Raw genomic sequence first — 23067 nt, 5'->3', positions numbered from 1 at the left:
CGCTCAGGGCAGCACCCGCTCGGCCAGCTGCTGTAGGCGACGATCGAGGCTGATCAAGGTGGCGGCTTCACGCCGGGCTAATGCCAGATAGAGGCAGTCGTAGGCGGGGTGATCGTGATGGCAGGCCAGGGCAAGGGCCTCGGCCTGCAGGTGGCGGTCGGCTTCCACCCGATCCACCAGATCGCGGGCCTCGGCCAGCAGCTGCTGGGGATCGAGATCAGCCAGGTGACCAGCCTTTTGCAGTTTCCAGAGGGTGTTGGCCAGCTCGGTGAGCATCAGCTCCGGGGCCAACACCACGGCCGCCTCGCGGATCTGCTCCGCCACGGCAGCAGCGGCGGGATCCCCAAGGATCAGCCGCACGGCAGCCGAGGCATCGAGAACGCAGGCGAGGGCCATCAGCGCTCGCGGTCGGCGCGGATCAGCGCTTCCGGCGTCTGATCTCCGGCCAGCGCGGTGGCCAGGGGCCCGCGCCGGGCGATGCGATCGAGCACCAGGCGGCGACGCTCTCGCCCATCCTCGCCGGCGATGGCCTCGAGATCCACCAGCGCCTGCTGGCTGAGACTGCGCTTGTGCACCTGGGCGCGGTGCTGCAGCAACCGGTGCAGCGGTTCAGGCAGGTCGCGGATCTGCAGGGATGGCATGGCTACGCCACTCGTGAAACTAGGCTACTCGTAGCGCATGCGCTTTGCATGTATCGCTCGACGCATCGGTGACGCTTCCGCAGGGCGATGAACTGCAGGTCGGTGGCGCTGCTCTGGTGCCCGAGCACGCCTTCGCGGTGGATCCAAGGGGCTCCTGATCCCCTCACGACCAGGTGGCCCGTCAGGACAGAACGGTCTTCAGCTGAAGGATCAGCAGCGGCAATTCCACCTGGATCACATCCCACACCACATCAAGATCGACCCCCAGGTAGGCGTGGATCAGTTGATTGCGCATCGCGATGATCTCCCGCCAGGCAATCTCAGGATGGGCGATCCTCACCTCCTCTGGGATGCGAGTGGCGGCCTCGCCGATCAGCTCGATGTTGCGAAGAACGGCGTCCTGCATCAGCTGATTTGCCTCGAACTGCGCACGGTTCAGATCGGCGCAGTAGCGCACGGCGCGACGGGCAAACCGATCCATGTCCTGCGCATAGAGGCGCCAATCGCGTTTCGGGTTGCCGTCAGAGGGTGATGGCATCCGCCTCAACCGCAGGCCTGAGCTCCTGCCGGAGTGCTTGTTCCGTCACCAGATCGACAGGTTGCTGGAGCAGATCTTCCAGGAACAGCTGGAGGCCATAGAAGCGTCTGGCCGTGGCAGGGCCGTCAAAGGCCACCAGCAGATCCACATCGCTGCTCGGTGTTGCCGTGCCGCGGGCCCAGGAGCCGAAGATCCGCAGGCTGCGTACGCCGAAACGCTCACTCCAGACGGGCGCGTGCTGGCGCAACCGGCTGATCAACGTTTCGGAACTGACGTCCATGGCCGGCAGTGAGCGCTGAAGCGGAGCCTGGCATGACGCTAAACCGCCAGCGCCAGCTCCGGCACGAACGCCGCCGGAATCGCCCGCTGCAGCCGCCAGCGGATCGCCATCGGCCGCTCGCCCTCGTGGTGGCTCACGTAATCGGCAAACCCCAGACACAGAAACGGCAGCGTCACCCCGCCGCGCCTGTTCTCCTCCCGCACGAACAGCATCACCCGGCTGCCGCGCTCAACGTGGTGGATGTATCTCTGCCCGGTGGCGGACGCTTCCCGGGTGAGGCTCTGGCTCTCCCAGTGGAACTCCCACGGGGAGATGGCGACGTCGTTGTAGCGGGTGGTGGGGGAGAACAGGCGCTCGGACTTCTTGAGGGTGATGAAGAGGACGTCGCACTGGGTGGCGTCGTCAAAGAACACTCCCTCGCGGCCGGGAAAAGGGCGGGCCTCGTTCAGCAACCCAAAGGCGGCGAACACCTCGGCGCGGGAGTAGCGACCGTGGAGTTTCAGGGGGACGGGGGGCGGATCGGCGCGCTCGTGCAGCAGCGCGAACAGCTCCACCAGTTCGGCGCGGAGACCGGCGGCGGCCCAGAGTCGGACGAGGGCCTCGGCCAGGGGCAGGTGCTGCCGGCCGCTGCCCCAGAGCTGGGCCATCAGCATGCGCCAGCTGCGTTCGATGGCGGGATTGAAGCTCGCCGGATCGGGCGCGATGGGCCGCTGCAGCTGATCCGCCAGCCAACGCAACCGCTCCGGGTCGTCCAAGTGGAGAAGGCCACCAGCGATCCCCCGCCCCAGCCGCTTTTCATCGTCGCTGGGCTCCCCTGGGGCAGCCCCCGCCGCCACCCACCCCAGCTCCCGCTGCAACAACGCCCAGGAGCCCGCCACCTTGTAAAACTCCCCCAGCTCCATCCCCAGCCCCTCCAGCAACCCCGCCAGCGAACAGCGCCCGAGGCGGCGGGCCTCGGCGAGCAGCTGGGGCCGCCGCGTGGGCAGCGACTCGCGCAGATTGGCAAGCACCCGCTCGCTGGACACCCGATCGAGCTGCAGGCTGCAGCCGGCCGGCAGGAAGGGAAATCCGGCTTTGATCTGCTGTTCCAGCTGCTCGCGCGTGCCGCCGAGCAGGGCGCGGTAGCGCAGGTCGAAGTTGCTGCAGGAACACGATCGGGCTCTCGGTGGGCCGCAGGAACAGCACCGTGTCGATCTCGGGGATGTCGAGGCCTTCGTTGAACAGGTCAACCGCAAACAGGATCTGCAGCTCGCCGGAGCGCAGGCGGCGGATCTGCTCGGCGCGCTGCTCGCGGGGGCTGGAGGCATCCAGGGCGGCGGCGCGCAGGCCGGCGGCCACGAACTTGCGGGCCATCCAATGGGCGTGCTCCACGCTCACGCAGAAACCCAGGGCCCGCATCGCCTCCAGGTTGGTGACCTTGTCTGCCAGTTCGCGAAGGATCAGGCGCAGGCGGGCGTCGTCGGCGGTGTAGAGGTTGGAGAGGGCTTCTGTGGTGTAGCCGTTGCGGCGCCACTCAATCCGGGAGAGGTCGGTGCCGTCGTGGAGGCGCGAGGCGCAGCTCGGCGGCGATGCGGCCGTCAAACCAATGGAGGATGTCCTCGCCGCCGATGCGCTCGGGGGTGGCGGTGAGGCCCAGCAGCAGGACGGGCGTCAGGTGGCGCAGCCAGCGCTTGTAGCTGGAGGCGGCGGCGTGGTGGAACTCATCGACGATCACCACGGCGAACGTGTCCGGCGCCAGGTCCGCCGGATCCAGCCCAGCGAGCGACTGCACTGAGGCGAACACATGGCGCCACTGGCGGGGGCGCTGGCCATCTACCAGCAGCTCACCGAAGGATCCATCGCGCAGCACCTGGCGGAAGGTGGCGAGGCTCTGCTGCAGGATCTACTCGCAGGGTACAACGAGCAATAAGAGTGAAGTCCTGACCTTCAAATCCACACTTATGCAGTCCATGTCGACAGATAGACTGCAGAAAACTGATAAACTGCTTGACAAAGCACGGTCCGTGGTGTACAATTTGTTAAATGGTGGGCAGAAAATCATGACAAACGACGGCACAAACCGAGAAAAATTTATCAGATTGGCCGAGAAAAGAACCCAAAAGGCAATTGATGCAGTGGCAGTTATTGGCAAGCTGAGCAATAGATCAAATTATTCATATACAGAAGATGATATAAAGAAGATCAAAAAAGCCCTGCTAGACACAGTTAATGATACAATCTCCAAGTTCATTGTTACTGCGAAAGAGTCTGGCACCTTTTCACTCGAAAAATGATTCGTTTTCAACACGAGGATCATAAGTGGCGGCGACAGGCCAATCAGGGTGATTCAGGGGAGAAGGCGCTTGTAGGATTTACAGATCTCAATGAAGCTCAAAAGTTTGCTCGAGAAACTATACAGAATAGCACTGATGCCAGGGACGATTCATCCGATCCTGTTCATGTCTCTTTTCGGATTCAGGAGCTTGGCTCAAAAGAGGAAGAGCAATGGGAGGAATGTCTGGGAATTAAGTCCTACATCATTCCGAGAATTAGCTCGGTAGTTGATGGAGTTTCAGAGCAAGAGTACTCGGGGCTAGGTTCAATATTGTATATTGAAGATTACTCCACCGTGGGATTGACTGAAACGTATGATGAATCTTGTGGAGGACACAAGGCTGATAGCAGGTTCGTAAAATTCTTTTTTGGAAGCGGAGATAACAATCAGAATACAGCAACAGGGGGATCATTCGGATATGGGAAAGCGATGTATACAACTCCTTCTATCATCCAAACAATGGTAGCCTATACGTGCACCATTGAAAATGGGATTATAAGAAAAAAGATTTTTGGTATTACTCGTACTCCCGCATATAACTTTGAAGGCGAGAGATACATGGGCAATATTTATCATGGCCTGAATAATGGTCCTGATTATGAGTTGTCTCAGCCAATCTTAGATGATCAAGCTGATGAACTTGCAGCAATGCTTGGATTTACTCCTCGTGGAGATACCGACCAAGGAACGAGTATAGCCATTCTTGGCCTTAGAAAAGAGCCTGCAAGTTTTATTCAGGCCATTAAGTCTGCAACATCAATTTTTTGGTGGAAGAAGATTGTGGATAGTGAACTCAGTGTGGACTTTCGTATCAATGATAATGATTTGGGAGTGGCAGATCCTTCTGATATTTCACTACTTTTACCCTTTGTAGAAGCATATGAAATTGCATCTGGCCGTAAAGACAGGCCAAACGATGGGTCTTTAAAGTTTGATGCCAGGAGATTGGTTAAGTCTCGTCGACTGGAATATGCTCCTGGTTCACTCGTCTTGATTGAGGTCAAGCCATCTGAAGACTCAGATATTGACACCTCAGATATCCTTGTCAACAGTATTGCCATGATCAGGTCTGCAGGCATGGTAGTTGAGTATTTAAAGCCTGATGGATCTAGAGATTCAGGAGTTTATCGTTCTGGCGTGTTCATTGCTGATGATCGACTTGACAAGTTGCTAAGGTCTTCTGAACCAGCCGACCACTGGGGTTGGAATTCTTCTTCTCCAAGAATAAGCAAACTTAAGGCTTTTGAAGATCTTCAGATCTCGCTTGAGGCTGCTCAGGAAGAAATCAGATCTATACGTACTAGGACAATTACGAAATTCCAGAGCTTTTCTGAATCGCTGCAGCCTAGTAGACCAGTTTCTACATCAAGTTTCAAGACTCTTGACCAGCTATTGACTAAGCTTTTGGGCAAGGGCCGTAAGAAGAGTGGAGGAGGATCGTCTGGTCCTGGGCCACGGATGGTGTCAATTCAGAATCCACCAGATGGAGGAGTTGAGACAATTGTCACTGCAGATGGCCTTACTCAACTGAAGTGCAGGGTTATGATTAGCCTAAGTGAGAACGCAAAAGACGAATCAAAAGATCTTGAGATCACACATCAATTAATTGTCATGGGAGACGATAACGGAGCGGCACCAGTTGATTCTTTCCCTAGCAGTATCGTTCAGCATTCTGCCCTGAGGCCAAATCCTCAGAAATGCATATTCACTATAACAAAGCTACCTTCTGAATTCGTTTTTCTTACAACACCGATGTCCAACCGATTTTATAGACGTGTAGAAACGATTGTCCGAGAGGTGTCTTGAATGGCTGGCTATCAGGGTAGAGAAACCGGCCTCGTTGTAATACCAGACGAGGTAGCGTCATTCAAGCAGATTCTAGATGAATGTTGCTTTTCGCCATCAAGTGAATCGATTCTTGATTCTAGTGAAGCTACATATAGCGTCAATGATATTGATCAGTTCTTTCAAGACGGACCATCAGTTAAGATAGTACTTCATAGTTCATTATTAAGTCAACTACTTGGCCAGGTTAAATCTCCGCATCTTGCCCTAATCGCCAAGGAGCAACTGACAAGAAAAGCAGTAGTTATTTACAACGAAGAGCTTGTTGAGTCCGATCATGATGACTTATTCCTGTCTATCCCCATTGAGAGGCATAGCTTTAGAGGATTCTCCTCAACCGGTTTGGTCCATCTTGATATCATCATTTATCGAAATGATAGCCAGTATCGTCTTGTAAATATAGCACTACGGCGAATCTCGGTCTCCTTTGGATCTGGTGCAGGGTACTTTTCTATTGTGAATCAGGAGCCAGAGTTTTTTATCGCTCTTGGTGGAGGGCCTCAGAGCCAATGGTATACCGAGATTTTGGCTTCGGAGGTTACAGATTTTACCAGTACCCCAGCATCTGAAATGATTCGATTAAATGTGAATTCTACTTCTTCATCGCAACTAATGAAGATGGCGAATCAGAACAATCAAACCGCTAGAGTACTTAATATAATGCTAGCGACAAATGTAATTACTACTGCCGCCATGAGCATGCTTCGCTTATGCGAGACATATCCTGAATGGGATGATGAAGAATCAACTGCTGCTAAGATCCTCCCCCTAATCGGAGTAAGTGAGCCAAGTCAATATGAAACAATCCGAGAACGATGCCTTGGAAATCCTGAGTATATTTCTTTACGGATACAGAGTGAGCTCGAAACTTCTCTCATTGTTGCCAGTTTCCAAGGCCGATGAAGTTAAATCTAACTGAGCACCAACTTCTGGCATTCCTGGATGCGTTTCATAATGGAGCTTGCCCAAACATCTACGACTATTCCGACTCACTATTTCTCGACGAACCATTACAATTCAACAGAGAATCACTAGTTAAATTGAAGAAAGAGATTGCTGCTGTTATTCAAGAAGTTCCGAGAGACTGGGACTCAGACAACTCAGGATGGGCCCCGTATGATGGAACAATTGCCTGTTTATTGCACTCTACCCTGACTTCTATTCCCCCTAGGGTTTCATCTTCCAAGGGATTCTGGCGATTTCTCTCAGGCCTTTGCTGTGAATTCGTCGAAAGAAGATATGGATATTCAGCAGGAGACTCTATTAATCTAAATCATTTTGGCAACATGCTAAGAGAAAGCATCTTGCCTCGATTGTGGTTGCGTGCTGAGCTTTCCTATGATGAAGGCAATCAAGATGACTGCTATTGGCTTACAAAGCTTGGCGGCAGTGATTTTTGGAGCTCCTTTGTCATTCGACGTGTTTACGCACAGAGTCGACAGCTAGTGCGGGCGCTTGCATGTTGTTTTTATGAGCCAGAAACAACCAGATTTCGTTATGGCGATAAAGTGATTACAGCTGGCGCGGCAGTACGTCTCCTTGGTCCAAGGCTTAGACTCCAGCACGCGCTAACGCCGTTTGAGCTTCTGGATTATGAAAATTGCGTTGCGCTGATCGATTTGCTACTATCTGAGTTAAATTTACAGAAGGTCACTTGAGCCATTTCTCAATTGATTTCTTTTCAACAGGAAAAGGCATCTTACAAGAAATACATGCTTCATCAAGCCATTGCCGCATTAAGGCTCAGTCCATTATTCCCTTAGCCGATACTTTACGGTTGGGGTTGCAAGGTGATCCTGTAGATGTTTGGGATAAGGCAGTTTTAAGTGGTGTACGGCCGACAGCCTTAGGCCAGAGTAATGCCAGAGAGATAAGAATAGTTGATTTATTCTGTGGGTGCGGTGGTTTTACCGAAGGAGTAAAGCACGCATTGGCTTCTCTCGGTTACAGGCCTGCAATTACTGCAGCAATTGACATTGACAAGGAGGCGCTCCGTCTTTATCAAGTTAACCACAAACCTGGCTTAGCATTAAACGCGGATGTTAACTCTGTCATTAAGTATCGAACGCGCAGATCAGATCATGGTGGTATTGAGTTTGCTGATGTCAGGTATGAAATCAATGATATTCGCGCAATAGAGACTTTAATGGGTGGATGCGATATTCTTTTGGCCGGACCACCCTGCCAAGGGCACTCAAATCTCAACAATCATTCGCGCCGCAGCGATCCAAGAAACAACTTGTATATGTCGGTGGCTGCTTATGCGTCTATGTTGCATCCAAGTCATGTTGTAATTGAAAATGTTCAGCCTGTTCTGCACGACAAGCAAGACGTAGTGTCAAAAACAGAAGATTTGCTTAAGCAGCTTGGGTATAATGTTGATCATCTTACAGTTGATGGCACTAGTATTGGCATGTCACAGACTCGAAAGCGCCACTTCTTGGTTGCGAGTCTTTCTCAAGCCCTTACGATTAACGATTATTATGATGAGTATAGGCTTCTTTATCCGCCCCCCTCAAGAAGTGTTTCTTGGTGCTTTGGGCTCCTACCAAAGGTTGTTGATGTTGAGAATCCCTTTTATGTCCCAAGCGAGCTGAGTGCCGAAAATCAATTGCGAGTTTCATGGCTTCATGAAAATTGTAAATATGATCTTCCCAATGAGCTCCGGCCAAAGTGCCACCAGCGGGAGCATAATTATAAGTCAGTATATGGTAGAATGATTCCAAATCTGCCGGCTGGGACAATAACAACAGGCTACCATTCCCCAGGCAGAGGACGATATGTTCATCCTTGGGAGCCAAGAGTTATAACCTCTTGTGAGGCAGCATTGATTCAGGGTTTCCCGATTGACTATCAGTTTAATGATGGCAAGTCTAGATTTAGTAGGGCTTCTCATGCCAAGGTTATCGGAGATGCTGTCTCGCCGGTCATGTCTCGCTTTATCGGTTTGTTTATTGGCGTCGAAACTCGTCTCTCTGACTTACTATGCGCTAGCAACGCTATTCATGCATGCTGACTTTCCGAGTGAAGCTTATTGAGCTTAAGATGGCCTTTCACAAAGTCTTTTGATGTGCGTTTTCTGGCTATTTGCCTGCCAAGATGTCTCGCTGGAAAGCCGCGTTTTCAGCGGCCTATTCGGGCTGCCAGTTATCGCCAATTGGATCATCGGCTGACCTGTTCGCCCTTGAGCGATTTTTTTGTCTGTCATTTGATGCTGCAAGTATTTGCTTGGCCTGCGAGATCGCAATATTCTACTATAGGCGCTGTCTTGCTAATTAAAGATATAATAAGCCTGTGAAGTCGATTTTGTCAGTTCAGGCCCATTCCGATTTTCCGCCATGACGATTTAAGGGCTCCTGGTGAGCCTGGTATTGGTATCCCTACCCACTTCATCTGTACTGTGTGGCTGCTGGCAATCCACCTCCCGCCTCGGAATCAGATGCCAGTGCGCATGAAACACCGTCTGCCCCGCCGCCTCGCCTGAGTTCAGCCCCCCTCTTGCGTTGAGCAAACCAGCCCAGCCGCTGATCGACGCGTCCTCGGCACTCAGCCGCTCCCGCCGCAGCTTCAGCGGCTCCACCACGGCGTTCCATTCCGGCTGGTGCAGCTCCAGCCCGTCGGCCCCATGACGACGCGGGATCACCAGGCTGTGCCCCTCGTTCTCCAGCAGCACCTGGCCGCTGCCCTCCAGCGCGCAGAACACACAGCCCGCTTCGCGGTGGCCGTAGCTGGCCTGCACGCCGCGGAAGTCGGTGCGCCCTCTTGCGACGGCAAACAGCCGTCGCGCTTGCCGGCGTTGCAGCGGAAGCAGAGGGCCTGCACGTTGGTGATGGCGTCGGAGCCGCCCTGGTTTTTCCGAGCCACTGATCGGGCTGCGGTGGCGGCTGCGGTGGGCAAACACCTCTTCGCCGCGCTGCTCGCGGAAGGCGTCGAGGCGCTGGCGGCAGAGCTCCAGCAGCGCGTCGCGCTCGCCATCGCTCAACGCGTCGCCGCCGATCAGGCTGTCGTGGCCATCGCCATAGGCGGTGATGCCGTTGAAGGTGAACCCGGCCCACCATCTGCGTCCCAGGATCCGGCGGGCCACGTCCTGCGCAGGGGCCGGGCTGCGGCGGCCCAGCAGCTCCAGGATTATCAACGGTTGGTCGATGGGGCCCATGCGCATGCGCTTGGCGATGGAGTGCCGCAGGCGCCCGTAGGTGCCAGAGGGGGGCGGGGGTATGGGGGCTTCCTGGCTGGGGTGGCATTGGTACCTTGCCCAAAGGGCCAGCACAATGGACCCATGACCCGGACAGCACCGTTATCACCTCTCACGGCCGAAGAGGTGCTCAACCGCCTCCGTCAGCGCCAGCCTGACTGGCACCGCCGTTTTCATGTGGTGGGGCTCGGCCTGTTCGGCCCGTTGCCCGCGGCGATGCCCGCCCAGACAGCGATCTCGATGTCTGGGTCCAGCTTGACCCGCTCACGCCCTACGCCCTGGTGCACTTGAAACAGGAGCTGGAAGAGCTGATGCAGTGTCCCGTCGACCTGGTGCGCTTGCGGGATCGCATGGCCCCAACCCTCCGAAAGAGGATTGAGCAGGAGGGCCTCACGGCGTGACGGAGGACCAGAAGGATGTCCTCCTGAGCCTCCTGAGCGCGCTCAAGCGTGCCCAGCGCAAATCCCAGTCTCTGATTGCCAATCCTGAGGTATTGGATCAGGAGGAAGGAGAAGATGCTCTGGATGTGATCTGCTTGGAGTACTGACGAATCGGCACCACGCAGCCCATGCGCGATGGCATCCATCTCTCCATTCCCTTTGCCCCCTTTTGAACGTGCCTACAGTGAGTCCTTCGCTGGGTGTGGTGGCGATGGCGCCCATGTCTGACCTCCTGCTGCTACCGCCGTGCGAACGGTTGGCCTTGGCGATCGCCCTGTGGGACAGCCTCGATGACCAGTCCCGGGATGGGGCGCTGCCGGTGGACCCCGCCCTCTGCGCCGAACTCGACCGGCGCTGGGCGACCCATCGCGACAACCCCGAAGCGGCTGTGCCCTGGGATGAGGTGCGGAGCCAGCTCGGCATCGGATGACCAGGCCCGCGATTCGCTTCCTGCCGGAGGCGGTGGAGGATCTGCTGGAAACCCAGCGCTGGTACAGCCGGCTAGAGCTGGCGTTGGCTCGGGACTTCGCTGAAGCCTTCGCTGCTGCGGTGGAGCGCATCCGCCGCGATCCCCGATCCTTCCCCCTGATTTACGGGCAGACCCGCAGGCTCGTGCTGCGGAGGTTTCCCTATGCCGTGTACTTCCGAGAGCAGGGTGCTGAATCCTGGTGATTGCCCTGCACGGCCGTCAGGATCCCCGGCGCTGGCAGCAGCGCACCTGAACGCACCACTGCTGGGTGAGACAGGGGTGGCACTTGTGGAGGAGAAGCCCCGGCGATCACCCTGGCCCACGAATGCTCCCCCATGCAGACAACGCGATCGTTGACGAAGCCAAGATCTGCGACTATCTGCTCTCAGACACGCATCCAGTTGGTCGCTTCAAGGCAAGCGTCTTTAGTTCACTCGGCTACACCGTTGAATCCTGGACCCGACTTCGTGATGATCTGCTCCACCATGGCCAGACTGGGACGGTTCAGCGGATCGAGATCAGTGCCTATGGGATGAAAGTAGTCATCAGTGCTACGTTGAAAGGCCCCAACGGAGCATCCAGACCATTCAGAACGGTCTGGCTGATCCTCGATCATTCCAGACAGCCAAGGCTCGTCACCGCATTTCCGGAGTAAGTCATGTTCGTCTTGCACCAGACAGTTGCTCTCACCCACGACATTCCTGAGGCTGGTCTGCAGTTGGGCGATCTCGGTGCTGTCGTAGCTATTCACGACCCGGCAAATCTCGAGGTTGAGTTTGTCGCTGCATCGGGACGCACCCAATCGCTGTTGACGCTTTCAAGCAGCAGCCTCCGAGCAATTGGTGATCAGGATCTGATCGCTGTGCGTTCATTGGCTACGGCCAATCCCTGAGATTCGACATCGTTCAGCTTCTCGCTTGCCATGATCCGCCGGGCCACGTCGTGCGCCGGGGCGGGACTGGCTGTTGCCTGGTAAATCAGAGGCCCAGCAGTTCCTGCAGCATGAGCGGTGGGTCGATGTGGCTCATGCGCATCTGCTCGGCGGTGGTCTCGCGCAGGCGCTGGCGGGTGTGACAGTGGGTGGCACTTGCGGAGGAGAAGCCCTGTCGCGATGCCATGCCCTCCATCACCCCCCTCGGCCAGACCTGGCAGGTTGCCTAAGTTGAATCCACTGAAAGAAGCAGAGGCTGTGCATATGTTCTCCGCCGCCATCGAGCGCTGCGCGGACACAGGAATGCTTGTGGGCTATGTCCAGGGCTTTCCCGGCGCCCACAGCCAGGGGGAGACCCTTGATGAGCTGCAGGCCAACCTCCAGGAGGTGATCGCCATGCTCCTGGAGGACGGCGAGCCTGTTCTGGAAAGCGACTTCGTGGGCCTGCAGCAGATCGTGGTGCCGGCATGACCCTGGAGGAATTCCTCAGCCACCGCTGAACCACGAACCTCAAGCGTCTGCCTTCGGCGATGGTCTGCCCCCATGCAGTCCCCCGACCAGGAAGCGCTGCCAGAGTGGGCGGGCTTGCGGCATTCCATGCCCCACCACGGCCCGCCCCTGGCCCCACTGGTCGACCTGGCCCGCCTCCTGCAGGCCGGCCTGGGGGGCGATCCGGCGGCAGCGGCGCTGCAGGATCTGGACCACAGCCTCAGCTGGGCCGAGCTCGATCACCAGGTGGAGCAGCTGGCCCGGGCCTACCAGCGGCTGGGCCTCCGGCGGGGTGACCGGCTCGCCTCCCTGATCCCCAACCGGGTGGAGCTGGTCGTCCATTACCTGGCCGGGCTGCGCAGCGGCCTGGTGCTCACCCCTCTCAACTACCGCTATGTGCCCCCGGAGATCGACCATGCGCTGACGGTGAGCGGCGCCGCGGCCCTGGTGTTCCACGGCGAACGGCTGGCCGATGTGCAGGCCAGCGCCGTGGCGGGCCAACTGCCCCTCGGCTGCCACCGCATCGATGATCCCTCCGGTTTCGAGCCCCTGCTGGCCGCGGCCCCTACCGCCGGCGACGATCCGCCCTGGCCTGGGCTGGCCGGCGAGGAGCCTTCCTTCATTTATTTCACCTCCGGCAGCACCGGTCGGCCGAAGGGTGTCACCCACAGCCGGGCCAGCTTCGCCGCGGTGCTCACCTCCTTCATCCAGGCCAGCGAACTGCGGGCCGGGGAGGAGGTGCTGGCCGGCAGCTCCCTGGCCCACATCGCCTCTTCGGCCCTCGTGCTGGCGGCCCTGGCCGCCGGCGCCTCCGCCGCGATCGCCAGCCGCATCGATGCGGCCACCGTGGAAACCCTGTTGCGGCGCCATCGGCCCTCGGTGCTGCTGATGCTGCCCGCCGCCCTGTTCGAGCTGCTGCGGGATGCACGGCTGCTGCCGACGGATCTGGGCTCGGTGCGTCTCTGCATCAGCGGCGGCGACAAGGTGCCCCATCAGCTGCAGGAGGAGTTCCGCCGGGCCGCCGGCTTCGGCATCGACGAATGCTTCGGCATGAGCGAGATCGGCTACACCACCCTGGCGCCCCCCTCCGGCCCGAACCGGATCGGCTCCGTCGGCCGGCTCTGCCCGGGGTTCAGCGCCAGCCTGCGCCACGAAGACGGGACCGAGGTGGCCCCGGGAGAGCAGGGCCGCCTCTGGATCCAGGCGCCTTCGATGATGGTGGGCTACTGGGACAACCCCCAGGCCACCGCCGACACCATCCAGCAGGGCTGGCTCGACACTGGCGATGAGATGCGGGTCGACGCCGACGGCTTCTTCTGGTTCTGCGGCCGCCGCAAGCAGATCATCGTCCACGACAGCTCCAACATCTGCCCCCAGGAGGTGGAGGAGGCGCTCTCTGAACATCCGGCCGTGGATCTGGTGGGGGTGATCGGCATCCAGGACCCGGTGCACGGCGAGAACGTGCGGGCCTACCTGACCCTCCGCCATGACCAGCCCGCCCCCAGCGAAGCCGAACTGATCGCCTTCGCCCGGGCCCGCGTCGGCTACAAGGCGCCGGAGGAGATCCGCGTGCTCGAGGAGCTGCCCCTCACCCCCGTGGGCAAGACCGACCGGCTCGCCCTGCGGCGGCTGGCGGCCGATGCACGGCACGCCTCCTGAGCTTCTCCCCATGGGCCTTTTCTTCGCCGATCCCCTCTTCGAGCGCTTCGCGTTCCGCGCCCTGTCGCACGCCCCCTACGGCGGGGCGGATTTCGGCGAGTGCCTCGTCACGGCGTCGCAGATCACCCCCGGGGATGGGGACAGCTGGTTTCGCGCCTGGAGCGCGACGGCGGATCGGGTGAGCGAGATCGCCGACGCCTGTGCGGCGGCCGGCCACGCGGTGAGTGCCCGGGAGGCCTGGCTGCGGGCCAGCAACTACCACCGCACCGCCTGGCTGCCGCTCTTCGGGGCGCCCGTGGATCCCCGGCTGCTGGAGGCCTTCGACCGGGAGGCCGGGGCGTTCGCCCGGGCGGCCGCCCTGATAACGCCGGCCGTGGAGGCCGTGGAGATCCCCTACGAGGGCACCACCCTCCCCGGCTACTTCCACCGTGCCGATGACTCGGGCCTGCCGCGCCCCACCCTGATCGCCACCAACGGCTACGACGCCACCGTGCACGAGGCGCACTTCGCCCATGCCGTGGCCGCCGTCCGCCGCGGCTACCACTGCCTCACCTTCGACGGCCCCGGCCAGGGCCGGCCCCTCATCCACCAGGGCCTGGTGTTCCGCCCCGACTGGGAGGCCGTGGTGGGCCCGGTGGTCGACTATGCCCTCACCCGCCCGGAGGTGGATCCGCAGCGGATCGCGCTGATCGGCTGGAGTTTCGGCGGCTATCTGGCGCCCCGCGCGGCCAGCGGCGAACACCGCCTGGCGGCCTGCATCGCCGATCCCGGCCAATGGGACCTGCTCGAGGCGCTGCGCACGTTCCTGCCGCTGGACCCGGCCGCGCGCGCGCGGCTGCCCCAGATCACCCCCGCCGATCTCGAGGCCTTCGAGGCCCTGGTCCGTTCCGATCCCTACCTGCACTGGACCTTTCGGCGGGCCCTCTGGGTGCACGGCCTCGATTCCATCGCCGACTACCTCCGCATCGCCGGCGACTACAGCCTCCGGGGGCGCGCCGAGAAGATCCGCTGCCCCACCTTCGTGGCCTGGGCGGAGGCCGATCCGATCGCCCGCTTCGCGGAACAGCTGCATGCCGCGCTGCGCTGTCCCCGCACCCTGGTGCGCTTCACCACCGCCGAGGGCGCTGGCGGCCATTGCGAGGAGACGGCGCGCTCCCTGTTCCACCAGCGGGCCTACGACTGGCTGGAGGCGGTGTTCGCGAGCCCCCGCACGTCTGACCCAGGCCGATGACGGTGGAAGCCGCCCTGCTCGACTGGATCGGCAACCGCGGGCGCCGCTGCAGCGTCGGCGAGGTGGCCGCCGGCACCGGCCTGTCTCTGCAGGAGGTCGAGCCGGGGCTGCTGGCCCTGGTGGCCGAAGTGTCCGGCCATCTGCAGGTGGCCGAGGACGGCACCCTGCTGTTCGTCTTCCCCCCCGCGCTTCGGATGCGGCTGCTGGCCCTCAGCGGCCGCCGCCGGCTGCAGGCCCGGCTGCAGGCGACCCTGCGCCTGGCCGCCCGCCTGATCCGGCTCAGCTTCGGGGTGGTGCTGCTGCTGGTCACCACCCTGGTGGTGCTGATCCTGTCGGTGCTGCTGGTCGTGCGGCTGTTCACCAGCGACGACGCCGACGATGCCGGCCTGGCGTTGCTGCAGGGGCTGGCCCAGGTGCCCCTCTCGATCCTGGATCTGCTTGCCTCCGGCCTCCGGGCCCCGGCGCGCCAGGGCTCCGCCTCCGTCACGCCGCAGCAGCTGTGGAGCCTGCTCTGGGACCTGCCCGGTGAAGGCGCTGATCCGGCCTCCCTGGGCTTCCTCAGCGCCGTGTTCTCGATCCTGTTCGGCGATGCCGATCCCAATGCCCGCTTCGAGCCGCAGCGCTGGCGCCGCATCGGCGCCTTCCTGCGCAAGCGCGGTGGCGTGGTGATCGCCGAGGACCTCGCCCCGCTGCTCGATCTGCCCGACTGCCCCTCCGATCCCGACCGCCGCCGGGACCTCGCCGATGCCGCCATGCTGCCGGTGCTGCTGCGCTTCGACGGCCGCCCCGAGGTGAGTGAGGACGGGGACCTGATCTATGGCTTCCCCTTCCTGCCCGCCCGCGCCGCCGGCGGGGATGGGCCGGTGCCGCCCCTGCGCGAGCGGGCCTTTCGCTTCAGCCGGGCCGGAGCCGGGCAAAGGGTCGCCTATGGCGTCGCCGTCGGGGCCCTGCTGGTGCTCTCGCCATGGCTGCTGGCGATCACCCCCGCCTGGCTGCCCCCGGTGGCCTGGCTGGCGCGCTTCGCCATCGGCTATGCCCTGTTGCTGCTGCTCTTGCCCCTGGCCCGCCTGCCGCTGCAGTACGGGCGCAACCGTGCCATCGCCGCCCGCAATCGCCGCCGCCAGGCCTGGGCCAAGGCGGCCCGCAGCGCCGATCCCCAGCTGAAACGCCGCCGGGCCGTCGCCCGCCGTCTCGGCGCCACCGAGTCCGGCCGGCCGGCGCCGCGCATCCTCTACGACAGCGGCCGCGATCTGCTGGAGCAGACCATCGACGACCTGGACCGGGGACCCCGGCCGACCGCCTGAGGCCCCATGTGGGTGCCACCACGGCGCAGACCAAGCCGCTGCAGGCGCGCCTCAGCCCAGGTCGTTGATCAGCACGATGCGGTAGCGGGCTTTGCCGGCGCGCAGGTGATCCAGGGCTTCATTGACCCGCGACATCGGGAAGAACTCCGTGGTGGGGGCGATGCCGTGGCGGCAGCTGAACTGCAGCATCTTGTCGGTGGTGGATGGGCTGCCCAGGGGCGAGCCGGAGAGGCTCTTCTGCCCGAGAATCATCGGGAAAGCGGCCAGGGCGATCGGTTCAGGCACGGCCCCCACGGTGTGCAGTCGGCCCTTGGGTTTGAGGGCGGCAATGTAGGTGTTCCAGTCGAGGTTGGCGTTGGTGGTGTTGAGGATGAAGTCGAAGCTGCTTGCCGCCTGGGCCAGTTCTTCGGCGTTGCGGGAGTTCAAGGTGCGATGGGCGCCCAGCTGGAGCGCTTCCTCCCGTTTCGAGTCGCTGGTGGTGAAGGCGGTGACGTCGCATCCCCAGGCCCGCAGAAACTTCAGGGCCATGTGACCCAGCCCGCCGATCCCGATCACCGCCACGCTGTCGGTGGGTTGGATGCCGAGCTCCACGATCGGGTTGAAGACGGTGATGCCGCCGCAGAGCAGCGGGCCGGCCTTCTCGGTGTCGAGACCTTCCGGCAGGGGGGCCACCCAGGTCCACTGGGCCCGCACGCGCGTGGCGAAGCCACCGTGCCGCCCGACGATGGTGGCCTCGGCGTTGAGGCAGAGGTTCTGGTTGCCGGAGAGGCACTGATCGCAGGCACCGCAACTGCCGGAGAACCAGCCCAGCCCCACCCGGTCACCGATGCTCAGGCGCTTGGTGTGCTCCCCGAGGGCGACCACCCGCCCGATCACTTCGTGGCCGGGAACAAACGGATAGGCGGTCATGCCCCAGTCGTTGTCGAGCATGGAGAGATCGCTGTGGCAGATGCCGCAGCTCTCGACGGCGATCTCCACCTCCTCGCAGCCCAAGGGGCCTGGGGTGTAGCTGAAGGGCTCAAGCGGTTGCCCGGCGCTGGGGGCGGCGAGGGCCTGGATCGGTGCGGACATGGAAGTTGCCGGGCGGCCGTGCCGAGCCTAGGAAGCCCTGCCCAGCCCATGGCCGCACCCCCATGGCCCCCGCAGGCCTGCCGCCTGAGACAATCCTCCATCGCCTGTGCCCAGCGAAAGACATGAGCGTTCTCGGCAGAGAGGCGATCCTGCAGGCGATCGAAGCGGGCACGATCGGGGTCACCCCCTTCGCCCCCGAGCGGCTGGGCCCCGCCTCCCTCGACCTCACCCTCGCCCGCACCTTCCGCGTCTTCCGCAAGGTGCATCAGGTGATCGAGGTGGGCGAGAACACCGACTACCGCCAGCTCACCGAGAAGATCGAAGTGCCGGAGGGCCAGCACATCCTGATCATGCCGGGCGAGACGGTGCTCGGGATCACCCAGGAGCGGCTGCGCCTCGGCCCCGGCCTCTGCGGCTGGCTGGAGGGCCGCAGCCGTTTCGCGCGGCTGGGCCTGATGGTGCACATCAGCGCCCCCTTCATGGGGCCGGGGATCGACAGCCAGCAGGTGCTGGAGATGAGCAACTTCGGCCCCGCTCCCCTGGCGGTGCATCCCGGCACGGCGATCTGTCAGTTCGTGTTCCAGAAGCTGCAGGGCATCGAGAGCTACGCCGGCCGCTTCGCCGGCCAGACGGAAGACAGCTTCTAAGGGTTCTCGGTGAGCTGCAGCAACAGCCGGGCGCCGGCGTCGGCGGCCACACTCAGCACGGGGGCGTCCCAGCTGCCGAGTTGGTGGTCCACGCACAGATCCATGGCCCCGGCCAGCACCCCGGCCGTGGAATCCGCCACCTCCCGCAGCAGACGGGAGAAGGAGCAGTTGGCCTCCGCGGCACTGATCACGTCCACCAGCAAGGATCAGAAGTAGTGATGAGCACGACCTTGGCCCGCTTTTGTCGTTGCGGCCTGGCCCCTCAGAAGATCCCCAGCGTCTTCTTCTTGCAGTAACCCGCCCCGATGTTCATCCAGCCCGAGAGGCAGGGCTTGCCGTAGGTGGGCCGCACCTCGTAGTAGATCGGCGAGTTGCAGTGCTGCTTGAGGTCGTTCACATACCCCAGCGGGCATTCGTTCTGGCCCGGCAGCTTGGGAATCCGCTTCTGGGCCAGCGCCGGGTCCGGAGTGAGCAGAGGAACGCTCAGCAGCGGCAGGGCCATGAGCCCGGCGGCCAGGGCGAGGGATGGCTTCGGCACGGGGCGGACTCGCAGTTGCTCAACCCTAGGGAGGTTGGGCCGCCGTGATCTGCACGGGTCCGCCGTCGCTGGCGCCATTCGCTTCGCCTGGCCAGGATCGGCGGGAACGTCGATGGCCCGCGCATCGCACCCCGCCCGCGCCGCCGCCGATGCCCCATCCCTCCCTGCCGCCGATCGCCGGCCGTGAAGCCGAGATCCTGGCCCTGGTGCAGCAGAGCGGGCCCGTGGCGCTGCCCCGCACCAACCTGCGGCTCGAGGCGATCACCTCGGCCTTTGCCTGTGCACTGCACATGCACCAGCCCACGATCCCTGCGGGTGCCGATGGCGCGCTGATCTCGCACCTGCAGTACATGCTCGAGCACCCCGGCGAGGGCGACAACCACAATGCCGAACCCTTCGCCCACTGCTACCGGCGCCTGGCCGACCTGATCCCCCAGCTGATCGGCGAGGGCGCCAACCCGCGGATCATGCTCGATTACTCCGGCAATCTGCTCTGGGGGTTCCAGCAGATGGGCCGCGCCGACATCCTCGAGGCGCTCACAGTCCTGGCCTGTGATCCCTCCGTCGTGCCCCATGTGGAGTGGCTCGGCACGTTCTGGAGCCACGCCGTGGCGCCCTCCACGCCGATCCCCGATCTGAAGCTGCAGATCCTGGCCTGGCAGCACCACTTCGCAGCCCTCTTCGGCAGCGAGGCCCTGCAGCGGGTGAAGGGCTTCTCGCCCCCGGAGATGCACCTGCCCAACCACCCCGACACCCTGTTCGCCTTCGTGAGCGCCCTGCGGGACTGCGGCTACCGCTGGCTGCTGGTGCAGGAGCACAGCGTCGAGAATCCCGATGGCAGCAGCCTCACCCGGGAGCAGACGCTGCTCCCCAACCGGCTGGTGGCCCGCAGCTCCAGCGGCGAGGAGGTGTCGATCACGGCGCTGATCAAGACCCAGGGCTCCGACACCAAGCTGGTGGGCCAGATGCAGCCCTGTTACGAGGCCCTGGGGCTGGGCCGGCTGCCCCTGGGCGGCACGGCGGTGCCGGCGCTGGTGGCCCAGATCGCCGACGGCGAGAACGGCGGCGTGATGATGAACGAGTTCCCGCCGGCCTTCCTCCAGGCCCACCGGCGCCTGGCGGCCCAGGACGGCGGCGGCAGCGGCGGCACGGTGGCGATCAACGGCAGCGAATATCTCGAACTGCTCGAAGCGGCCGGGGTGGGCGACGCGGCCTTCCCGGTGATCCAGGCGGTGGGGCAGCACCGGCTGTGGCAGCACATCGGCGCCACCCCCACCCCCCAGACCGTGGAGACGGCCATCACCGGGCTCCAGGCCGGCGACCCCTCCTTCTCGATGGCCGGCGCCTCCTGGACCAATGACCTCAGCTGGGTGGAGGGCTACGCCAACGTGCTGGAGCCCATGAACCTGCTCAGCGCCCGCTTCCACCAGGTGTTCGATCCCCTGGTGGCGGAGGATCCCGCCGTGACGCGCACCCAGCCCTATCAGGAGGCCCTGCTCCACCTGCTGCTGCTGGAAACCAGCTGCTTCCGCTACTGGGGCCAGGGCACCTGGACCGACTACGCCCGTGAGATCCACCGGCGCGGGGAGGCGGCGATCGCCAGGGGGGCCTCAGCCCTGGGCGCCCTCGCCTGAATCCCCTTCCGGGAGCGGAGCCACTTCGGGGAAGTACCGGGCCATGCAGGCATTGCAGACGCCGTGGGAGAACTCGACGTTGTCGTGGCTCTTGATGAAGGACTCCACGGATTCCCAGTAGCCCTGGTCGTTGCGGATGCCCTTGCAGTAGGAGCAGATCGGAATCAGGGTCTCCATCACCTCGATGCGCTGCAGGGCGGCGGCCAGCTGGTCGGAGATCCGTCTCAGTTCCAGCTGCAGCACCACCTGGTGGGCCAGGGTTTCGAGGGAGCGGATCTGCAGGTCACTGAGCTCACGGGGCCGTTGATCGATGACGCACAGCGTGCCGATCTTGGCCCCGCCCGGTGTGCACAGGGGCACCCCCAGATAGAAGACGATGTTGGGTTCGCTGCAGACCAGCGGATTGTCCCGGAAGCGTTCATCCACACGGGCATCCTTCACCACGAGGGTCCGGTCGCCGAGAATCGCGTGGGCACAGAAGGACACATCCCGGCTCGTTTCGCTGGCCGCCAGACCCACCCGGGACTTGAACCACTGACGATCCGCATCCACCAGGCTGACCAGGGCGATCGGCACGTCGCAGAGCTGGGCGGCCAGGAAGGTGATGTCGTCGTACGACTGCTCGCTTTCCGTATCCAGGATGCGGTAATCGTTCAGGGCCTCCAGCCGTGCCGCCTCGCGGGGAGCCACGTTCGCGCGCATGGAGAGTCCTTCACCTGCCCAAACGTAGGCAAGGCCTTTCGGGGGCCTGAGGGGGGTTCACATCTCCTTACCCCTCCGGACGCTGCGCACCTGGCCGCAACCGACAGGGGTTCCGACCGGGTAGACAAGGATGGTGCCGCGTGCTGAGGACTCCTGGCTGGCCCGCTCTCCCGTGTGTTCGGCGGCTTCCCGTGGTCTGAACGCCCCAGCGGCGATCCCGAGGCCGGATGGAGCCGCCAGCGGATTCGCCGCGAGAGCGTGCTGCTGGCCGCCACGATCTTCGCCGTCGCGGGGGTGGCCCTCAGCGCCAACTACTGGAGCGCCACCCGACTGCTGCGCAACCAGGTGCGCGACAACCTCCACAACCTGGTGAACATCGCCGCCCGTGAGATGGATCCGACCCTCGTCGCCACCATCACCAGGCCGGAGCAGACGGGTGATCCGGACTATCGCCGCGCCACTGCGCCCCTGCTGAAGCTCCGCAGGCTGGTGCCTGACATCTATTACGCCTACGTCTTCATCGCCACCCCGGACGGGCTCCGCTTCACGCTCGACAGCACGTACTACATCCAGAACCCCGGGGCCCCCGCCAGCCCCGTCAGCGTCGGCGACCTCTACGTCAATCCCTCTGGCGATGCCCTGCGCGCCGCCCGGAGCGGCATGGTCACCGTCAGCACCAGGCCCTACACCGATCACTTCGGGTCCTTCATGAGCGGCTTCGCCCCCATTCGCGACCGCGACGGGGCTCTGGTGGGTTTCGTCGGGATCGACATCTCGCTGGCCCAGCTGCGACGCAAGGAGCTGCCCCTGCAGCTCACCTACCTGCTGGGCCTGATCGGCAGTGCCGGGTTCTCGGTGCTGGCCGCCAACTTCCATCGCCGCTCCCTCAAGGCGAGGGCCCGCGCCTTCCAGGCCATGGCCTCCGCCGAACGGGCCAAGAGCACCTTTCTCGCCACCCTCAGCCACGAGATCCGCACCCCGCTCAACGGCGTCATCGGCATGACAGGACTGGTGCTGGCCACGGAGCTCTCGCCCCAGCAGCGGGAGTGCCTCGACATCGTCCACAGCTCGGGGGAGTCCCTGCTCACCCTGCTCAACGGCATCCTCGACTACACCAAGATCGAGGCCGGCCACCTGGAGCTGGAGCTGGCCCCCTGCCGGCTGCGTCCCCTGCTGGAGGAGACCATCGCCGCCTGCTCCAGCCTCGCCAGGGTCAAGGCGATCGACCTGGCCCTGGTGCTGCCGCCTGAGCTGCCCGAGGCGATCCTCACCGATGCCATCCGCCTGCGCCAGATCCTGCTCAACCTGATCGGCAATGCCATCAAGTTCACCGATGCCGGCAGCGTCGTGGTCTCCGTGGAGGCCGGCGCTCCGGTGGCCGCCGGGGCGAACCTGCCGGAGAACGCGACGATCCTGTTGGCGTTCGCCGTCGCCGACACCGGTGTGGGCATCGCCGCCGACCACCTGGAGCGCCTGTTCCAGCCCTTCTCCCAGCTGGGCGCCACCGCCAACGCCCCCCAGGCCGGCACCGGGCTGGGGCTGGCCATCAGCCGGCAGCTCGTCGTGGCCCTCGGCGGCACGATCCAGGTGGAGAGCACCCCTGGCCGGGGCAGTGTGTTCCGCTTCCGCCTGCCGGTGCAGGTGGTGGAGGCCCCTGCCGCCCCTGCTCCCGCCGCCCCCCGGGTGGCCACTCCCGCTGTGGCGGAGCCGCCGCCGGCGTCCGCCGAACCGTTCGCCGCGCGCCATCCCCTGCGCATCCTGCTGGTGGACGACAGTGCCGTGAACCGGCGGCTCTGCGAGCTCATGCTGCGGCGCCTCGGCTACGAGCCCGATTCCGCCGTCGACGGCCAGGAGGCGCTGGAGCGCCAGCGGCTCCTCGAGCCGGACCTGATCCTGATGGATGTGCAGATGCCCCGGCTCGATGGCCTCGAGGCCACCCGCCGCATCCGTTCCTGCGGCGGACGGTCCGACCGGCCGTGGATCGTGGCACTCACCGCCTTCACCACCGCCGAGGACCGGGAGGCGGCCCTGCAGGCCGGCATGAACGACGTTCTCGCCAAGCCGCTCCGCAGTGAGGCCCTCCTGGCCAGCCTTGTCACCGCCCACGCCCATGCCGGCGGCCGGCGGCCCCCTGCCTAG

Annotated in this window: 29 protein-coding genes and 1 pseudogene; 17 read left to right on the top strand and 13 right to left on the bottom strand. The window is 62.6% G+C overall.

Annotated features, from left to right (window positions below):
- Nucleotides 1–3 precede the first annotated feature (3 nt).
- The 7 genes and pseudogenes from KBZ08_RS08780 to KBZ08_RS08750 all read right to left on the bottom strand — a co-directional run bounded on the left by KBZ08_RS08780 (nt 4) and on the right by KBZ08_RS08750 (nt 3308).
- Nucleotides 4–396: a type II toxin-antitoxin system VapC family toxin gene (locus KBZ08_RS08780; protein WP_254972455.1), complete on the bottom strand. Its 393-nt coding sequence runs from the start codon at nt 394–396 to the stop codon at nt 4–6.
- A complete protein-coding gene (locus KBZ08_RS08775) occupies nt 396–641 on the bottom strand; it encodes a FitA-like ribbon-helix-helix domain-containing protein (protein WP_254972454.1) in 246 nt (81 codons plus the stop codon). Before KBZ08_RS08775 ends, KBZ08_RS08780 begins: the two co-directional genes overlap by 1 nt.
- 181 nt (nt 642–822) lie before the next feature.
- Nucleotides 823–1122, bottom strand: coding sequence for a DUF86 domain-containing protein (locus tag KBZ08_RS08770; RefSeq protein WP_254972453.1), 300 nt, complete (start codon nt 1120–1122; stop codon nt 823–825).
- A 40-nt stretch (nt 1123–1162) separates the two neighbouring features.
- Complete coding sequence (locus tag KBZ08_RS08765) at nt 1163–1459, bottom strand: nucleotidyltransferase family protein (protein ID WP_106221736.1); 297 nt, start codon at nt 1457–1459, stop codon at nt 1163–1165.
- 38 nt (nt 1460–1497) lie between these two features.
- Complete coding sequence (locus KBZ08_RS16510; RefSeq protein ID WP_254972452.1) at nt 1498–2484, bottom strand: DUF3427 domain-containing protein; 987 nt, start codon at nt 2482–2484, stop codon at nt 1498–1500.
- 172 nt (nt 2485–2656) lie between these two features.
- Nucleotides 2657–2812: pseudogene (locus KBZ08_RS16505) on the bottom strand (helicase-related protein); the annotation flags it as partial.
- A 160-nt stretch (nt 2813–2972) separates the two neighbouring features.
- Nucleotides 2973–3308, bottom strand: coding sequence for a DEAD/DEAH box helicase family protein (locus KBZ08_RS08750; RefSeq protein WP_254972451.1), 336 nt, complete (start codon nt 3306–3308; stop codon nt 2973–2975).
- 154 nt (nt 3309–3462) lie between these two features.
- Here KBZ08_RS08750 and KBZ08_RS08745 point away from each other — a divergent pair, with 154 nt between their 5' ends.
- Genes KBZ08_RS08745 through KBZ08_RS08725 form a run of 5 tightly spaced genes read left to right on the top strand, consistent with a single transcriptional unit; the run spans nt 3463 to nt 8634 of the window.
- On the top strand, nt 3463–3732 hold the full coding sequence (locus KBZ08_RS08745; protein ID WP_254972450.1) for a hypothetical protein: 270 nt from the start codon (nt 3463–3465) through the stop codon (nt 3730–3732).
- Nucleotides 3729–5579: a hypothetical protein gene (locus tag KBZ08_RS08740; protein ID WP_254972449.1), complete on the top strand. Its 1851-nt coding sequence runs from the start codon at nt 3729–3731 to the stop codon at nt 5577–5579. The genes KBZ08_RS08745 and KBZ08_RS08740 overlap by 4 nt, the downstream gene beginning before the upstream one ends.
- On the top strand, nt 5580–6521 hold the full coding sequence (locus tag KBZ08_RS08735) for a hypothetical protein (protein WP_254972448.1): 942 nt from the start codon (nt 5580–5582) through the stop codon (nt 6519–6521).
- The gene (locus KBZ08_RS08730; RefSeq protein WP_254972447.1) at nt 6518–7276 is read left to right on the top strand and encodes a DUF6339 family protein; all 759 of its coding nucleotides are present in this window, start codon (nt 6518–6520) and stop codon (nt 7274–7276) included. Before KBZ08_RS08735 ends, KBZ08_RS08730 begins: the two co-directional genes overlap by 4 nt.
- Nucleotides 7273–8634 (top strand): DNA cytosine methyltransferase, encoded by a 1362-nt coding sequence (locus KBZ08_RS08725; protein WP_254972446.1) that lies wholly within the window; start codon nt 7273–7275, stop codon nt 8632–8634. The genes KBZ08_RS08730 and KBZ08_RS08725 overlap by 4 nt, the downstream gene beginning before the upstream one ends.
- A gap of 330 nt (nt 8635–8964) precedes the next feature.
- Here the strand turns inward: KBZ08_RS08725 and KBZ08_RS08720 are convergent, their stop codons facing one another.
- Nucleotides 8965–9774 (bottom strand): HIT family protein, encoded by an 810-nt coding sequence (locus tag KBZ08_RS08720; protein WP_254972445.1) that lies wholly within the window; start codon nt 9772–9774, stop codon nt 8965–8967.
- 197 nt (nt 9775–9971) lie between these two features.
- On the opposite strand from KBZ08_RS08720, the gene KBZ08_RS16625 reads away from it, so the two are divergent.
- The 5 genes from KBZ08_RS16625 (at nt 9972) to KBZ08_RS08705 (ending at nt 11614) form a co-directional block, all read left to right on the top strand.
- A complete protein-coding gene (locus KBZ08_RS16625) occupies nt 9972–10214 on the top strand; it encodes a nucleotidyltransferase family protein (protein WP_396122405.1) in 243 nt (80 codons plus the stop codon).
- Nucleotides 10215–10464: 250 nt separating this feature from the next.
- Nucleotides 10465–10683 carry an addiction module protein gene (locus tag KBZ08_RS08715; RefSeq protein WP_315861249.1) on the top strand — a complete coding sequence of 73 codons (219 nt, stop codon included), beginning with the start codon at nt 10465–10467 and terminating at the stop codon, nt 10681–10683.
- A complete protein-coding gene (locus KBZ08_RS08710; protein WP_254972443.1) occupies nt 10680–10925 on the top strand; it encodes a type II toxin-antitoxin system RelE/ParE family toxin in 246 nt (81 codons plus the stop codon). Before KBZ08_RS08715 ends, KBZ08_RS08710 begins: the two co-directional genes overlap by 4 nt.
- 122 nt (nt 10926–11047) lie before the next feature.
- Entirely contained in the window at nt 11048–11377 is a 330-nt protein-coding gene (locus tag KBZ08_RS16620; RefSeq protein ID WP_396122394.1) for a DUF6883 domain-containing protein, read from the top strand.
- A gap of 3 nt (nt 11378–11380) precedes the next feature.
- Nucleotides 11381–11614: a DUF4926 domain-containing protein gene (locus KBZ08_RS08705; protein ID WP_254972442.1), complete on the top strand. Its 234-nt coding sequence runs from the start codon at nt 11381–11383 to the stop codon at nt 11612–11614.
- Between the two features lie 85 nt (nt 11615–11699).
- Here KBZ08_RS08705 and KBZ08_RS08700 read toward each other — a convergent pair whose 3' ends face one another.
- Nucleotides 11700–11840, bottom strand: coding sequence for a hypothetical protein (locus KBZ08_RS08700; RefSeq protein ID WP_254972441.1), 141 nt, complete (start codon nt 11838–11840; stop codon nt 11700–11702).
- Between the two features lie 77 nt (nt 11841–11917).
- Here KBZ08_RS08700 and KBZ08_RS08695 point away from each other — a divergent pair, with 77 nt between their 5' ends.
- The 4 genes from KBZ08_RS08695 to KBZ08_RS08680 all read left to right on the top strand — a co-directional run bounded on the left by KBZ08_RS08695 (nt 11918) and on the right by KBZ08_RS08680 (nt 16336).
- Nucleotides 11918–12124 (top strand): type II toxin-antitoxin system HicB family antitoxin, encoded by a 207-nt coding sequence (locus tag KBZ08_RS08695; RefSeq protein ID WP_254972440.1) that lies wholly within the window; start codon nt 11918–11920, stop codon nt 12122–12124.
- Nucleotides 12125–12250: 126 nt separating this feature from the next.
- Nucleotides 12251–13801 carry a class I adenylate-forming enzyme family protein gene (locus KBZ08_RS08690; RefSeq protein WP_254972439.1) on the top strand — a complete coding sequence of 517 codons (1551 nt, stop codon included), beginning with the start codon at nt 12251–12253 and terminating at the stop codon, nt 13799–13801.
- Between the two features lie 10 nt (nt 13802–13811).
- Nucleotides 13812–15032, top strand: a complete 1221-nt coding sequence (locus tag KBZ08_RS08685; RefSeq protein ID WP_254972438.1) for a S9 family peptidase — start codon at nt 13812–13814, stop codon at nt 15030–15032.
- Nucleotides 15029–16336: a hypothetical protein gene (locus KBZ08_RS08680; RefSeq protein WP_254972437.1), complete on the top strand. Its 1308-nt coding sequence runs from the start codon at nt 15029–15031 to the stop codon at nt 16334–16336. Before KBZ08_RS08685 ends, KBZ08_RS08680 begins: the two co-directional genes overlap by 4 nt.
- Nucleotides 16337–16387: 51 nt before the next feature.
- On the opposite strand, the gene KBZ08_RS08675 is transcribed toward KBZ08_RS08680, so the two are convergent.
- Nucleotides 16388–17407, bottom strand: a complete 1020-nt coding sequence (locus KBZ08_RS08675) for an NAD(P)-dependent alcohol dehydrogenase (protein ID WP_254972436.1) — start codon at nt 17405–17407, stop codon at nt 16388–16390.
- A 122-nt stretch (nt 17408–17529) separates the two neighbouring features.
- On the opposite strand from KBZ08_RS08675, the gene dcd reads away from it, so the two are divergent.
- Nucleotides 17530–18054 carry a dCTP deaminase gene (gene dcd / locus KBZ08_RS08670; RefSeq protein WP_106221768.1) on the top strand — a complete coding sequence of 175 codons (525 nt, stop codon included), beginning with the start codon at nt 17530–17532 and terminating at the stop codon, nt 18052–18054.
- On the opposite strand, the gene KBZ08_RS08665 is transcribed toward dcd, so the two are convergent.
- Both KBZ08_RS08665 and KBZ08_RS08660 read right to left on the bottom strand, forming a co-directional pair.
- Nucleotides 18051–18251 carry a hypothetical protein gene (locus tag KBZ08_RS08665; RefSeq protein WP_254972435.1) on the bottom strand — a complete coding sequence of 67 codons (201 nt, stop codon included), beginning with the start codon at nt 18249–18251 and terminating at the stop codon, nt 18051–18053. The genes dcd and KBZ08_RS08665 overlap by 4 nt on opposite strands.
- 65 nt (nt 18252–18316) lie before the next feature.
- Nucleotides 18317–18556, bottom strand: a complete 240-nt coding sequence (locus KBZ08_RS08660; RefSeq protein WP_106221772.1) for a hypothetical protein — start codon at nt 18554–18556, stop codon at nt 18317–18319.
- 185 nt (nt 18557–18741) lie between these two features.
- On the opposite strand from KBZ08_RS08660, the gene KBZ08_RS08655 reads away from it, so the two are divergent.
- A complete protein-coding gene (locus KBZ08_RS08655; protein ID WP_254972434.1) occupies nt 18742–20226 on the top strand; it encodes a glycosyl hydrolase family 57 in 1485 nt (494 codons plus the stop codon).
- Here the strand turns inward: KBZ08_RS08655 and KBZ08_RS08650 are convergent.
- On the bottom strand, nt 20203–20928 hold the full coding sequence (locus tag KBZ08_RS08650; RefSeq protein WP_254972433.1) for a GAF domain-containing protein: 726 nt from the start codon (nt 20926–20928) through the stop codon (nt 20203–20205). The genes KBZ08_RS08655 and KBZ08_RS08650 overlap by 24 nt on opposite strands.
- 174 nt (nt 20929–21102) lie before the next feature.
- Between KBZ08_RS08650 and KBZ08_RS16500 the strand changes: the two genes are divergently transcribed.
- Nucleotides 21103–23067 carry an ATP-binding protein gene (locus KBZ08_RS16500; RefSeq protein WP_254972432.1) on the top strand — a complete coding sequence of 655 codons (1965 nt, stop codon included), beginning with the start codon at nt 21103–21105 and terminating at the stop codon, nt 23065–23067.

Source organism: Cyanobium sp. Candia 9D4 (genome assembly GCF_024346155.1).
In the GTDB taxonomy this organism is placed as follows: Bacteria; Cyanobacteriota; Cyanobacteriia; order PCC-6307; family Cyanobiaceae; genus Cyanobium; species Cyanobium minutissimum.
This window is presented reverse-complemented; position numbering and strand designations above follow the sequence as displayed.